The 13,197-nt window shown below is 33.7% G+C and carries 25 protein-coding genes; all 25 read left to right on the top strand.

The features are described from left to right. The 25 genes from rplV (at position 1) to carA (ending at position 13,172) form a co-directional block, all read left to right on the top strand. A complete protein-coding gene (gene rplV / locus O9267_RS07155) occupies positions 1–414 on the top strand; it encodes a 50S ribosomal protein L22 (RefSeq protein ID WP_298177584.1) in 414 nt (137 codons plus the stop codon). Between the two features lies 1 nt (position 415). Further along, positions 416–1,177, top strand: a complete 762-nt coding sequence (gene rpsC, locus O9267_RS07150; RefSeq protein WP_298177582.1) for a 30S ribosomal protein S3 — start codon at positions 416–418, stop codon at positions 1,175–1,177. Between the two features lie 19 nt (positions 1,178–1,196). Next, complete coding sequence (gene rplP / locus O9267_RS07145; RefSeq protein WP_077377761.1) at positions 1,197–1,622, top strand: 50S ribosomal protein L16; 426 nt, start codon at positions 1,197–1,199, stop codon at positions 1,620–1,622. Between the two features lie 13 nt (positions 1,623–1,635). Continuing rightward, the gene (gene rpmC, locus O9267_RS07140; RefSeq protein WP_298177576.1) at positions 1,636–1,827 is read left to right on the top strand and encodes a 50S ribosomal protein L29; all 192 of its coding nucleotides are present in this window, start codon (positions 1,636–1,638) and stop codon (positions 1,825–1,827) included. Between the two features lie 17 nt (positions 1,828–1,844). Beyond that, entirely contained in the window at positions 1,845–2,105 is a 261-nt protein-coding gene (gene rpsQ, locus O9267_RS07135) for a 30S ribosomal protein S17 (RefSeq protein ID WP_298177575.1), read from the top strand. A 2-nt stretch (positions 2,106–2,107) separates the two neighbouring features. Continuing rightward, complete coding sequence (gene rplN / locus O9267_RS07130) at positions 2,108–2,476, top strand: 50S ribosomal protein L14 (RefSeq protein WP_007803649.1); 369 nt, start codon at positions 2,108–2,110, stop codon at positions 2,474–2,476. Between the two features lie 11 nt (positions 2,477–2,487). Beyond that, the gene (gene rplX, locus O9267_RS07125) at positions 2,488–2,802 is read left to right on the top strand and encodes a 50S ribosomal protein L24 (protein ID WP_298177574.1); all 315 of its coding nucleotides are present in this window, start codon (positions 2,488–2,490) and stop codon (positions 2,800–2,802) included. Positions 2,803–2,804: 2 nt separating this feature from the next. After that, positions 2,805–3,356 (top strand): 50S ribosomal protein L5, encoded by a 552-nt coding sequence (gene rplE, locus O9267_RS07120; protein WP_298177573.1) that lies wholly within the window; start codon positions 2,805–2,807, stop codon positions 3,354–3,356. A 3-nt stretch (positions 3,357–3,359) separates the two neighbouring features. Beyond that, positions 3,360–3,629 carry a 30S ribosomal protein S14 gene (gene rpsN / locus O9267_RS07115; RefSeq protein ID WP_298177572.1) on the top strand — a complete coding sequence of 90 codons (270 nt, stop codon included), beginning with the start codon at positions 3,360–3,362 and terminating at the stop codon, positions 3,627–3,629. Between the two features lie 79 nt (positions 3,630–3,708). Then, positions 3,709–4,107, top strand: a complete 399-nt coding sequence (gene rpsH, locus O9267_RS07110; RefSeq protein ID WP_298177571.1) for a 30S ribosomal protein S8 — start codon at positions 3,709–3,711, stop codon at positions 4,105–4,107. Positions 4,108–4,125: 18 nt separating this feature from the next. Next, positions 4,126–4,668 (top strand): 50S ribosomal protein L6, encoded by a 543-nt coding sequence (gene rplF / locus O9267_RS07105; protein ID WP_298177569.1) that lies wholly within the window; start codon positions 4,126–4,128, stop codon positions 4,666–4,668. An 11-nt stretch (positions 4,669–4,679) separates the two neighbouring features. Beyond that, positions 4,680–5,030 (top strand): 50S ribosomal protein L18, encoded by a 351-nt coding sequence (gene rplR, locus O9267_RS07100; protein ID WP_298177568.1) that lies wholly within the window; start codon positions 4,680–4,682, stop codon positions 5,028–5,030. 4 nt (positions 5,031–5,034) lie between these two features. Further along, a complete protein-coding gene (rpsE, locus tag O9267_RS07095; RefSeq protein WP_298177567.1) occupies positions 5,035–5,559 on the top strand; it encodes a 30S ribosomal protein S5 in 525 nt (174 codons plus the stop codon). 12 nt (positions 5,560–5,571) lie between these two features. Next, a complete protein-coding gene (gene rpmD, locus O9267_RS07090; RefSeq protein WP_229323194.1) occupies positions 5,572–5,754 on the top strand; it encodes a 50S ribosomal protein L30 in 183 nt (60 codons plus the stop codon). Between the two features lie 11 nt (positions 5,755–5,765). After that, a complete protein-coding gene (gene rplO, locus O9267_RS07085) occupies positions 5,766–6,218 on the top strand; it encodes a 50S ribosomal protein L15 (RefSeq protein WP_298177559.1) in 453 nt (150 codons plus the stop codon). A gap of 13 nt (positions 6,219–6,231) precedes the next feature. Next, a complete protein-coding gene (gene secY, locus O9267_RS07080; protein WP_298177557.1) occupies positions 6,232–7,566 on the top strand; it encodes a preprotein translocase subunit SecY in 1,335 nt (444 codons plus the stop codon). A gap of 3 nt (positions 7,567–7,569) precedes the next feature. Beyond that, the gene (gene infA / locus O9267_RS07075; RefSeq protein WP_007136545.1) at positions 7,570–7,785 is read left to right on the top strand and encodes a translation initiation factor IF-1; all 216 of its coding nucleotides are present in this window, start codon (positions 7,570–7,572) and stop codon (positions 7,783–7,785) included. A gap of 11 nt (positions 7,786–7,796) precedes the next feature. Continuing rightward, positions 7,797–7,913 (top strand): type B 50S ribosomal protein L36, encoded by a 117-nt coding sequence (gene ykgO, locus O9267_RS07070; RefSeq protein WP_002987490.1) that lies wholly within the window; start codon positions 7,797–7,799, stop codon positions 7,911–7,913. Positions 7,914–7,915: 2 nt separating this feature from the next. Continuing rightward, positions 7,916–8,290 (top strand): 30S ribosomal protein S13, encoded by a 375-nt coding sequence (gene rpsM / locus O9267_RS07065; RefSeq protein ID WP_298177555.1) that lies wholly within the window; start codon positions 7,916–7,918, stop codon positions 8,288–8,290. Positions 8,291–8,298: 8 nt separating this feature from the next. Then, positions 8,299–8,682, top strand: coding sequence for a 30S ribosomal protein S11 (gene rpsK / locus O9267_RS07060; protein WP_298177553.1), 384 nt, complete (start codon positions 8,299–8,301; stop codon positions 8,680–8,682). A gap of 87 nt (positions 8,683–8,769) precedes the next feature. Next, entirely contained in the window at positions 8,770–9,375 is a 606-nt protein-coding gene (gene rpsD / locus O9267_RS07055; RefSeq protein ID WP_298177551.1) for a 30S ribosomal protein S4, read from the top strand. Between the two features lie 20 nt (positions 9,376–9,395). Further along, the gene (locus tag O9267_RS07050; RefSeq protein WP_298177549.1) at positions 9,396–10,388 is read left to right on the top strand and encodes a DNA-directed RNA polymerase subunit alpha; all 993 of its coding nucleotides are present in this window, start codon (positions 9,396–9,398) and stop codon (positions 10,386–10,388) included. Positions 10,389–10,450: 62 nt separating this feature from the next. Continuing rightward, the gene (gene rplQ / locus O9267_RS07045; RefSeq protein ID WP_298177547.1) at positions 10,451–10,948 is read left to right on the top strand and encodes a 50S ribosomal protein L17; all 498 of its coding nucleotides are present in this window, start codon (positions 10,451–10,453) and stop codon (positions 10,946–10,948) included. A gap of 86 nt (positions 10,949–11,034) precedes the next feature. Continuing rightward, positions 11,035–11,727, top strand: a complete 693-nt coding sequence (locus tag O9267_RS07040) for a hypothetical protein (protein ID WP_298177545.1) — start codon at positions 11,035–11,037, stop codon at positions 11,725–11,727. Positions 11,728–12,050: 323 nt separating this feature from the next. Further along, entirely contained in the window at positions 12,051–13,172 is a 1,122-nt protein-coding gene (gene carA / locus O9267_RS07035; RefSeq protein ID WP_298177543.1) for a glutamine-hydrolyzing carbamoyl-phosphate synthase small subunit, read from the top strand. Positions 13,173–13,197: the final 25 nt, after the last annotated feature.

Raw genomic sequence — 13,197 nt, 5'->3', positions numbered from 1 at the left:
ATGGGAGTTCGTAAAAGAGAAACAGCAGATGCGAGAAAAGAGGCTAATAAGTCTATTGCTTTCGCGAAATTGAATAACTGCCCTACTTCACCTAGAAAAATGCGCTTAGTAGCGGACTTGGTAAGAGGTCAGAAGGTTGAAAGAGCACTAAATATTTTAAGATTTAGTTCTAAAGAGGCTTCAAGAAAACTAGAAAAATTGGTTTTATCTGTTATTGCCAACTGGCAAGCAAAAAACCCAGATGCTAGTATGGAAGAAGCAGCTTTATTTATTAAAGAGATCCGTGTTGATGGTGGTATGATGTTGAAAAGACTTCGTCCAGCTCCACAAGGAAGAGCACACAGAATTAGAAAACGTTCTAATCACGTTACAATCGTGTTAGGACAATTAGATAACACACAAAGCAAACAATAAGATGGGACAAAAGACAAATCCAATTGGAAATAGACTTGGTATCATCAGAGGATGGGACTCTAACTGGTATGGTGGAAATGATTATGGCGACAAAATCGCTGAAGATTATAAAATCAGAAAGTATATTCATGCTCGTTTATCAAAAGCTAGTGTATCAAAAGTAATCATCGAGAGAACTTTGAAGCTTGTAACCGTTACTATCACTACTGCTAGACCTGGTATCATTATCGGGAAAGGTGGGCAAGAGGTAGACAAGTTAAAAGAAGAACTTAAGAAAATTACTGACAAAGAGGTTCAAATTAACATCTTTGAAATCAAAAGACCTGAGTTAGATGCTTATCTAGTTGCGACTAGCATCTGTCGTCAAATTGAAAGCCGTATCTCATACAGAAGAGCAATCAAAATGGCAATCGCTGCATCTATGAGAATGAATGCAGAAGGAATTAAAGTTTTAATTTCTGGTCGTTTGAATGGTGCTGAAATGGCACGTTCTGAAGGTTTCAAAGAAGGAAGAATTCCTCTATCAACTTTCAGAGCTGATATCGATTATGCTCTTGCTGAAGCTCACACTACTTACGGTAGAATGGGAATCAAAGTATGGATCATGAAAGGTGAAGTTTACGGAAAGAGAGATCTTTCTCCGCTTGTTGGAATGGATAAAAAACAATCTGGTACAGGTGGTGGTAAAGGTGGCGATTCTCCAAGAGGAGATAGAAAGCCTTTTAACAAAGGTGGTAAACCTGACGCTCGTAAAAGAAAGTAAATTTTTAAATTAAAGAAAAATGTTACAGCCTAAAAGAACAAAATACCGTAAGGTACAGAAAGGTAAAATGAAAGGAAACTCTCAAAGAGGGCATGAACTTTCTAATGGAATGTTTGGTATTAAATCTGTTCATGAAGATGGTATGTTCCTAACTTCTCGTCAAATCGAAGCTGCACGTATCGCTGCAACTCGTTACATGAAGAGAGAAGGTCAATTATGGATCAAAATTTTCCCAGATAAACCAATCACCAAGAAACCTCTTGAAGTACGTATGGGTAAAGGTAAAGGAGCAGTCGAATATTGGGCTGCTGTTGTTAAACCAGGAAGAATAATGTTTGAAGTTGGTGGAGTTCCATTGTCAGTTGCAAAAGAGGCTTTACGTCTTGCAGCTCAAAAACTTCCAGTAAAAACAAAGTTCGTCATTGCTAGAGATTTCGAAGCATAATCTATATTATATTATGAAACAATCAGAAATAAAAGATCTTTCTGCAGCGGAGTTGCAAGAAAAACTTAGCCAGACTAAGAAAACATATGCCGACCTAAAAATGGCTCACGCTATTTCACCAATTGCCAATCCACTTCAAATTAGAAGTGTTAGAAGAACAGTTGCAAGATTAGCTACAGAGCTAAGCAAAAGAGAGTTACAATAATTGTATTCTGCTGAAAAATGGAAGAAAAAAGAAATTTAAGAAAAGAAAGAATTGGTGTTGTAACCAGCGACAAAATGGATAAATCTATTGTTGTAGCTGAAGTGCGTAGAGTAAAACACCCATTATACGGTAAGTTCGTGTTGAAAACTAAGAAATATGTTGCACACGACGAAACAAACGACTGTAACGTTGGAGATACTGTAAAGATCATGGAAACAAGACCTTTATCTAAATCTAAATGTTGGAGACTAGTTGAAATCATTGAAAGAGCTAAGTAATTATGGTACAACAGGAATCAAGATTAAAAGTAGCAGATAACACAGGAGCAAAAGAAGTTTTGACTATCCGTGTTTTAGGAGGAACGAAACGTCGTTATGCCTCTGTTGGAGATAAAATTGTAGTATCTATTAAAGATGCAACTCCTAACGGTAACGTTAAAAAAGGAGCTGTTTCAACTGCAGTTGTTGTACGTACCAAAAAAGAAGTGAGAAGAGCCGATGGTTCATACATCAGATTTGACGATAACGCTTGCGTTTTGTTGAATGCTGCTGGTGAAATGAGAGGAACTCGTGTTTTTGGTCCAGTTGCAAGAGAACTTCGTGAAAAACAATTCATGAAAATTGTATCATTAGCACCAGAAGTGCTTTAATTAGTTGCAAGATGATAAAGTTAAAAATAAAATCAGGAGATATCGTAAGAGTTATTGCTGGAGACCATAAAGGTTCTGAAGGTAAAGTTCTAAAAGTAGATCGTGAAAAGAACAAAGCGATTGTTGAAGGTGTAAATATGGTTTCAAAACATACTAAACCAAGTGCAAAAAGCCCTCAAGGTGGAATCGTTAAGAAAGAAGCTCCAATACATATTTCAAATATTTCTCTAATTGATCCTAAAACAAAAGGAACTACTAGAGTTGGAATTAAAGTAGAAGGAGATAAGAAAGTAAGATTTTCAAAAAAATCTAATCAAGTACTATAGTGATGGCTTATATACCTAGACTTAAAGAAGAATATAAGAACAGAGTAATCTCTGCTCTTAAAGAAGAATTCGGTTATAAAAACGTAATGCAAGTTCCTAAATTGGAAAAAATCGTTTTAAGCCGTGGTGTTGGAGCAGCTGTATCAGATAAGAAATTAGTTGATTATGCTGTTGAAGAAATGACTAAGATTACTGGTCAAAAAGCAGTTTCTACAATCTCTAAAAAAGACGTTGCGTCTTTCAAATTGAGAAAAGGAATGCCAATTGGTGCAAAAGTTACTTTGAGAGGTGAAAGAATGTATGAGTTTTTAGATAGACTTATTACTTCAGCTTTACCACGTGTTAGAGATTTTAGTGGTATCAAAGCTACTGGTTTCGACGGAAGAGGAAACTACAATCTTGGAGTTTTAGAACAAATTATTTTCCCAGAAATTGATATTGATAAAGTAAATAAAATTTCAGGAATGGATATAACTTTTGTTACTACAGCTAAAACAGATAAAGAAGCAAAATCGTTATTGGCTGAATTAGGTTTACCTTTTAAAAAGAATTAAGATATGGCTAAAGAATCAATGAAAGCCCGTGAGGTTAAAAGAGAAAAAACGGTAGCAAGGTATGCTGAGAAAAGAAAAGCTTTGAAAGAAGCTGGAGATTTCGTAGGTTTGCAAAAATTACCGAAAAATGCTTCTCCTATTCGTATGCACAATCGTTGCAAACTTACAGGAAGACCAAGAGGGTATATGCGTCAATTCGGTATTTCTCGTGTAACATTCCGTGAAATGGCCAATAATGGATTGATTCCAGGGGTTAAAAAAGCTAGCTGGTAAAAACAAATTTAGAGTTTTAATTGATTAAAGGTTCGGTAAATGAGTGTTTATCGAAAACCATAATCGCAAATTGATACATATGTATACAGATCCAATTGCCGATTTTTTAACAAGAATCAGAAATGCTGTCGCTGCTAATCATAAAGTAGTTGAAATCCCAGCTTCTAATCTTAAAAAAGAAATCACCAAAATTTTATTCGATCAAGGTTATATCTTGAGTTACAAATTTGAGGACAACGCTGTTCAGGGTTCAATCAAAATCGCTTTGAAGTATGATAAAGATACTAAAGAGCCTGTAATCAAGGATATCCAAAGAATTAGTAAACCAGGTTTACGTAAGTACGCAGGTGCTTCTTCTATTCCTAGAATCCTTAATGGATTAGGAATTGCTATTGTTTCTACATCAAAAGGTTTGATGACTGGAAAACAAGCCAAACAGTTAAATGTTGGTGGTGAAGTTATTTGTTACGTATACTAATTAATAAGACTAGTTAAGATGTCAAGAATAGGAAAAAATCCAGTTGCAATTCCAGCAGGAGTAACTATAGAAGTTAGTGATGCTGTAATTACAGTAAAAGGAAAATTAGGTCAACTTACACAGAATTACTCTGATGTAACTGTAAAAGTTGAAGATGGTCAAGTTCTTGTTGAAAGATCATCTGATAGTAAAGATCAAAGAGCTAAACATGGTTTGTACAGATCTTTAATCAATAACATGTTTATTGGTGTGTCAGAAGGTTTTACTAAAGAATTAGAATTAGTTGGAGTAGGTTATAGAGCGTCAAACCAAGGTCAAAAATTGGATTTAGCTTTAGGATATTCTCACAATATAGTTTTGGAGGTTGCTCCAGAAGTAAAAGTGGAAACTATTTCAGAAAAAGGAAAGAACCCAATCGTAAAATTAACATCTTTTGACAAACAATTAGTTGGTCAAGTGGCTGCGAAAATCAGAGGTTTCCGTAAACCAGAACCTTACAAAGGAAAAGGTGTTAAATTCGTAGGTGAAGTATTAAGAAGAAAAGCAGGTAAATCAGCTTAAAAAATAAGATTATGTCATTAACAAAATCTGAAAGAAGACAGAGAATTAAATTCAGAATTAGAAAGATTGTAAGTGGTACTGCTACTAAACCAAGACTTTCTGTATTCAGAAGTAATAAAGAAATCTACGCACAACTTATTGATGATGTGAATGGAGTAACTTTATTAGCTGCATCTTCAAGAGAAAAAGAAGTAGGTAAAGGTACAAACGTTGAAGTTGCAACTGCAGTTGGAAAACTTGTTGCAGAAAAAGCGGTGAAAGCCGGTATAGAAAATGTTACCTTTGATAGAGGTGGATATTTATACCACGGTCGTATTAAATCATTAGCAGAAGGCGCAAGAGCTGCCGGACTTAAATTCTAATAGTATGTCTAATAAATACAAAAACGTAGAGTTAGTTAAACCAAGTGGTCTTGAATTAAAAGATCGTCTAGTTAGTGTGAATCGTGTTACTAAAGTTACAAAAGGTGGTAGAGCATTTGGTTTTTCTGCAATTGTAGTGGTAGGTGATGAAAATGGAGTTGTTGGACATGGTCTAGGAAAATCTAAAGATGTTTCTGAAGCAATCGCTAAAGCGGTAGAAGATGCAAAGAAAAATCTAGTTAGAATTCCTTTAAGTGGTCAATCTGTTCCTCACGAACAAAAAGGTAAATTTGGTGGAGCACGTGTATTCTTAATGCCTGCATCTCATGGTACAGGAGTTATTGCTGGTGGAGCTGTTCGTTCAGTTCTTGAATCAGTTGGTATTCACGATGTATTATCAAAATCACAAGGATCTTCAAATCCTCATAATGTTGTAAAAGCAACTTTTGATGCTTTATTACAAATGAGAAGCGCTTACACAGTTGCAAAACAAAGAGGTGTTTCTTTAGAAAAAGTTTTTAAAGGTTAATTCAAGGAAATTATGGCTAAATTAGTAGTAAAACAAGTACGAAGCAAAATCAATTGCCCTTTATCTCAAAAAAGAGGTTTGGAAGCTTTAGGTCTTCGTAAAATGGGACAAGTTGTAGAGCATGATTCAAATCCTGCTATCCTTGGAATGATAAATAAAGTTAAACACTTAGTTTCCGTAGAGGAAGTTAAATAACAATTATAGTTATGAATTTAAGTAACTTACAACCTGCTGAAGGTTCTACGCACAATCAAAATAAAAGACTAGGTAGAGGTGAAGGTTCTGGAAAAGGTGGTACTTCTGCAAGAGGTCACAAAGGAGCAAAATCTCGTTCTGGTTATTCTAAAAAGATTGGATTTGAAGGTGGACAAATGCCACTTCAAAGACGTGTGCCTAAGTTTGGTTTTACAAACATTAATCGTAAGGAGTATGAAGGTGTAAATCTTGATACATTACAGTTGTTAGTTGACAACGGAATGATTAAAGATACTGTTGATATGACAGATTATATCTCTAATCGTTTAGCAACTAAAAATGAAACGGTTAAAATTTTAGGAAGAGGAGAATTAAAAGCGAAATTAAAAGTTTCTGCTCACAAATTCACTGCTACTGCAAAAGCTGCTATCGAAGCTGCTGGTGGAGAAGCTGTAACATTATAATTTTTCAAGTAACATGAAGAAATTTTTTGAATCATTAGCCAATGTTTGGAAGATAGAAGAGTTAAAGAATAGAATTCTTTGGACTCTTGGATTATTGGTTGTTTACCGTTTCGGTGCTCACGTAACTCTTCCAGGTATTGATGCTACTCAATTATCAAATTTAGCAGGTCAAACCAAGGATGGTATTGGTTCAATTCTTGATATGTTTACAGGTGGTTCTTTCTCAAAAGCTTCTGTTTTTGCATTAGGAATTATGCCGTATATTTCTGCATCTATTGTAGTTCAATTAATGGGAATTGCTATTCCTTATTTACAAAAATTACAAAAAGATGGAGAAAGTGGTAGAAAGAAAATTAATCAAATTACACGTTGGTTAACTATCGGAATTACTTTAGTTCAAGGTCCTGGTTATATCTATAATCTTTATAGAACTTTACCAAGTAACGCTTTTATATTAGGCTTTGATTCATTCTCATTCTTATTTTCTTCAGTATTGATCCTTACAACAGGTACGATTTTCGCAATGTGGTTAGGAGAAAAAATTACAGATAAAGGAATTGGAAATGGTATCTCCTTGTTAATCATGGTTGGGATTTTAGCTAGACTTCCACAAGCATTTATTCAAGAATTTACATCAACAATCACTAATAATAATGGTGGTCCGATGATTCTAGTTCTTGAAGTAATAGGATGGTTATTAGTAATCATTGCTTGTGTGTTATTAGTTATGGCAATTAGAAGAATTCCAGTTCAGTACGCTAGAAGAACAGTTTCTGGAGAATTTGAACAAGATGGAAACAGACAATGGATTCCACTAAAATTGAATTCTGCTGGTGTTATGCCGATCATTTTTGCTCAAGCTATTATGTTTATTCCTGCTGCAGTTGCTGGTTTGTCAAAATCAGAAACATCTCAGTCAATAGCTGGTGCCTTTAGTAATATGTTTGGTTTTTGGTATAATTTTGTATTTGCATTATTAATTATTGTATTTACATTCTTTTACACAGCTATAACAGTTCCAACTAACAAAATGGCTGATGATTTAAAAAGAAGTAGTGGATTTATTCCAGGTGTAAAACCAGGTATCGAAACTTCTGATTTCTTAGATAAAATCATGTCTTTAATTACTTTCCCAGGTTCTCTTTTCTTAGCACTAATTGCTATATTACCAGCTATAGTTGTAGGTTTAGGGGTTCAACAATCTTGGGCAATGTTTTTTGGAGGAACATCATTAATCATTATGGTTGGTGTTGCTATTGATACAATTCAACAAATAAACTCATACATATTAAACAAACAATATGATGGTTTAATGAAGACGGGTAAAAATAGAAAAGCAGTAGCTTAACATATGGCTAAACAATCAGCAATAGAACAAGACGGATCAATTATTGAAGCATTATCAAATGCAATGTTCCGTGTAGAATTAGAAAATGGACATATTGTAATTGCCCATATTTCAGGAAAAATGCGTATGCATTACATCAAATTATTACCAGGTGATAAAGTGAAACTTGAAATGAGCCCTTATGATTTGTCAAAAGCAAGAATTACTTATAGATATTAAAGATATTCAAAATGAAAGTAAGAGCATCAGTAAAAAAGAGAAGTGCCGAGTGCATTATCGTTCGTAGAAAAGGTAGATTATACGTAATCAACAAAAAGAATCCTAGATTTAAACAAAGACAAGGATAATTATGGCAAGAATAGCAGGGGTAGATGTACCTAAAAACAAAAGAGGTGTTATAGCACTTACCTATATCTTCGGAATAGGAAAAAGTAGAGCTATTGAGATTTTAGATAAAGCTCAAGTTAGCCAAGATATTAAAGTTCAAGATTGGAATGATGACCAAATCGGAGCAATTCGTGACGCGGTTTCTTATTACAAAATTGAAGGAGAGTTACGTTCTGAAACGTCACTAAACATCAAACGTTTGATGGATATTGGTTGTTACAGAGGTATTCGTCACAGATCTGGTCTTCCATTAAGAGGACAAAGAACTAAGAATAACTCAAGAACGAGAAAAGGTAAAAGAAAAACTGTTGCTAACAAGAAAAAAGCAACTAAATAATAAGTAATATGGCTAAGGCAACAACAAAAAAACGTAAAGTTATCGTTGAATCTACAGGTGAAGCTCATATTAGTGCCACTTTTAACAACATTATTATTTCTTTAACAAATAAGAAAGGTGAAGTGATCTCTTGGTCGTCAGCTGGAAAAATGGGTTTTAGAGGTTCTAAAAAGAATACACCTTATGCAGCTCAAATGGCAGCAGAAGATTGTTCAAAAGTAGCGTTAGAAGCTGGACTGAAAAAAGTTAAAGTGTATGTAAAAGGACCAGGAAACGGACGTGAGTCTGCTATCCGTTCTCTTCATAACTCAGGAGTTGAAGTTACAGAAATCATTGACGTAACACCAATGCCTCACAATGGATGTAGACCTCCAAAAAGAAGAAGAGTCTAATTTTTATTTAATAGTATAACCTAGGTAGAATACAGATTATCGGAGGATATGACCTGAATTCATAATCTCTACCTTAAAATTTTTAAAATGGCAAGATATACTGGTCCAAAAACCAAAATCGCTCGTAAATTTGGCGAAGCAATCTTCGGAGATGACAAAGCCTTCGAAAAAAGAAATTATCCTCCTGGACAACACGGGATGGCTAAAAGAAGAGGAAAAAAATCTGAATATGCTGTCCAATTAATGGAAAAGCAAAAAGCTAAATATTCTTATGGAATTTTAGAAAAACAATTCAGAAATTTATTCGAAAAAGCAGCTGCATCTAAAGGTGTAACTGGTGAAATCTTACTTCAATTATGTGAAGCTAGACTTGACAACGTAGTATTCAGAATGGGTATTGCTCCTTCTAGAAGAGGTGCGCGTCAAATCGTTTCTCACAGACATATAACTGTAAATGGTGAGTTGGTAAATATTCCATCTTACCACTTAAAACCTGGCGATAAAGTAGCCGTTCGTGAAAAATCTAAATCATTAGAATCTATCGAGCGTTCATTAGCTAATTCTAGTCATGTTTACGAATGGATTACATGGAACAACGATACTAAAGAAGGTGTTTTTGTTTCTGTTCCTGCAAGATTGCAAATTCCAGAAAACATTAAAGAACAACTAATCGTCGAATTGTACAACAAATAATAATTGACTTAGTCGAAATTATGGCAATATTTAATTTTCAGAAGCCCGATAAAGTTATCATGATCGATTCAACCGATTTTGAAGGTAAATTTGAATTTAGACCTTTAGAACCTGGTTATGGATTGACTGTTGGTAATGCCCTTAGAAGAGTTTTGCTTTCTGCATTAGAAGGTTACGCAATCACATCGGTGCGTATCGAAGGTGTAGACCACGAATTTTCTACTATCTCAGGAGTTGTTGAAGATGTTACTGAAATCATTCTTAACTTGAAACAAGTTCGTTTCAAACGTCAGATTGAAGACATCGATAACGAATCTGTTACTATTTCTGTAACTGGTAAAGACCAACTTACTGCTGGTGATTTTCAAAAATTTATCTCAGGTTTCCAAGTTCTTAATCCAGAACTAGTAATCTGTAATTTAGATAGCAAAATCAAACTAAATTTCGAATTAACAATCGAAAAAGGTAGAGGTTATGTTCCTGCAGAAGAGAATAAAAAACAAAATGCAGCTATTGGTACCATTTTTACAGACTCAATTTTTACACCTGTCAAAAATGTAAAATATGCAATTGAAAACTTCCGTGTTGAACAAAAAACAGATTACGAAAAATTAGTTTTTGAAATCAAAACTGATGGTTCTATCAATCCTAAAGATGCTTTGACTGAAGCAGCTAAAGTTTTGATTCACCACTTCATGTTGTTCTCTGACGAAAGAATTACTCTTGAGGCTGACGAAATTGCTCAGACTGAATCGTATGATGAAGAATCATTACACATGAGACAATTGCTAAAAACTAAGTTAGTTGATATGGACTTATCAGTTAGAGCATTAAATTGCTTGAAAGCTGCTGAAGTTGATACACTTGGTGATTTAGTTTCATTCAATAAAAATGACTTAATGAAATTCCGTAATTTCGGTAAAAAATCTTTAACAGAATTAGACGAACTAGTAGCTGTTAAAAATTTAACCTTCGGAATGGATTTAGCAAAATACAAATTAGATAAAGAGTAAATTACTTCATATTTTGCTCTCCAAAGCGGATTGTAGCAAGATGAAGATTAAAAAAATACGTCATGAGACACGGAAAAAAATTCAACCACTTAAGCAGACAAACTGGACATAGAAAAGCTATGTTAGCTAATATGGCATGTTCTCTTATAGAGCACAAACGTATTAACACTACTGTTGCTAAAGCTAAAGCGTTAAAACAATTTGTTGAGCCGCTTATTACAAAATCAAAACAAGATACTACTCACAACCGTCGTATCGTTTTCGCTAACTTACGTAGCAAATATGCTGTAACAGATTTGTTCAGAGATGTTGCTACCAAAGTAGGAGATCGTCCAGGTGGTTACACTCGTATTATTAAAGTTGGAAATCGTCTAGGAGATAATGCTGATATGGCAATGATCGAATTAGTAGATTTCAACGAACTATACAACGGTGGTAAAAAAGAAGAGAAAAAAGCTAAAAGCCGTCGTGGTGGAAAAGCTAAAAAAGCTGAAACTACTGCACCAGTTGCAGAAGAAAAAGCCACAGAAACTTCTTCTGAAGAAACTACTGAAGAATAATGAATTCAATTTCATAAATATAAAAAGGATAAGCTTTCGAGTTTATCCTTTTTTTTGTTTTCTTTGCAATATAATTAAAATAATTTATGAGAAAATTAATAAACTTATTGTCGGTTTTTTTATGCTTTTCAGCTTTATATGCTCAAAACAACGAGATTGGTAATAATTCAAGCATTCAGAATATTCAAGATATTGTTTTAAAAAAAGGAAACAGGATTAGCTCAGAATCTTCTAAAACTGATTATCTAGGTTCGGTTTATTTGTTTCCAAGTTGGGATGGTCAATTTACTGTTATAGATAAGAATCAAGCTACTTTTAAGCTTTATAATCTTAATTTTAATCTTAAAAATTTGACTTTAGAAACAGCATTGTCAAAAGATTCAGTTTTTCAATATGATACAGAGAATATTGAATATGTTATACATGCCTCTAATAAATATAAGTTCTTTAAAGATGATTTAATGAATGGAATGTTTCTTGAGATTGTAAATAAGGGTAAAGTTAAAGTATACAAAGGTTATGAAGTCTATATAAAAAAAGGGGATTTCAATCCTCTTACGCAAGAACGAATGCAGAATGATTCATATTTACAAAAATATAATTATTATTTTTTTATTAATGGAAAATATGAAAAAGTCAAGCTAAATAAAAGTACAGTTTTAAATTATCTTAAAGATAAAAAGGAACTTGTTAAGGACTATGTTGCAAAATACGATATGTCTTTTTCAAATGATAATGATATTAAAAGTATTTTTAATTATTATCTAACACTAAAGTAAATTTAAAAAAGGATAAACTTTCGAGTTTATCCTTTTTTTATGCCTAAATTCTATGTAAAAATCAGAAGCGAATGGCTCGGGCTTTATTAGTAATGGCATTTCCCGCTTTCCGTTCCAATCTTTTCTTTTTAAAGAAAAAAGAAAAGGATTTGCACTCCAATCGGGGCTAGAAAGCAAACTATTTGATTGTTTATAAACTTTAATAAAACAACTTTAGTATTAAATACGAATATCATAAATTTGCAAAACACAACTAACTACGACGAATGTAACGAAGCAGAGCGAAGTTCCATGAGACCAATAACAAACAATAACTACAACGAATGAAATACACAACACGACCACAAGCCATATTGCTTCTAGCAGACGGAACCATTTTTTACGGAAAATCTATCGGTATTTCGGGAACTACTTTTGGAGAAGTTTGCTTCAATACTGGAATGACAGGTTACCAAGAAATCTTCACTGATCCATCTTATTTTGGACAAATAATGGTAGCAACCAATTCTCATATTGGAAATTATGGAGTAAATGCAAACGAAGTAGAATCTGAAAAAATTATGATTGCTGGTTTGGTTTGCAAAAACTTTAGCTTCAACCATTCACGACCAGATTCTGAAAGTAACCTTTACGATTATTTTGAAAAGCAAAATTTAGTTTGTATTTCCGATGTTGATACAAGAGCCTTAGTAAGTTATATTAGAGATAACGGAGCACAAAACGCTGTAATATCAACTGATGGAACATCAATAGATGAATTGAAAAAGCAATTAGCAAATGTTCCAGATATGAAAGGTTTGGAGTTGGCATCAAAAGTTTCAACAAAAGAACCTTATTTTTTTGGTAACGAAAATGCAACTTATAAAATCGCTACTTTAGATTTGGGTATCAAAAGAAATATCTTGAGAAACCTTGCCAAAAGAGATTGCTACATAAAAGTGTTTCCATACAACGCTTCCTTTGATGATTTAAAAGCGTTTAATCCTGATGGTTATTTCTTGTCTAATGGGCCAGGCGATCCAGAGCCATTGGAGCAGGTGCAAGAAACCGCCAAGCAAATGATAGCTTCAGACAAACCTATTTTTGGAATTTGTCTTGGACACCAAATTATTGGCCTTGCAAACGGAGTTTCTACATATAAAATGTTTAACGGTCATAGAGGAATCAATCATCCTGTTATGAATATATTGACAGGGAAAGGTGAAATTACTTCGCAAAATCATGGATTTGCAGTAAACAGAGAAGAATTAGAAAAACACCAAGATTTAGAAATTACACACTATCATATAAACGACAATACTGTGGCTGGTATGAAAATGAAATCTAAAGATTGTTTTTCTGTTCAGTATCATCCAGAAGCTAGCCCAGGTCCACATGATTCGTCTTATTTGTTTGATGAGTTTGTTGCTGCAATGCAAAAATCCAAAAGTTTACAAGAAGTATAAGGAAACTCTCTTAGCCCTGATTGAA

Origin of the sequence: Flavobacterium sp. (assembly GCF_027531705.1) — a bacterium.
Taxonomy (GTDB): domain Bacteria; phylum Bacteroidota; class Bacteroidia; order Flavobacteriales; family Flavobacteriaceae; genus Flavobacterium.
This window is presented reverse-complemented; position numbering and strand designations above follow the sequence as displayed.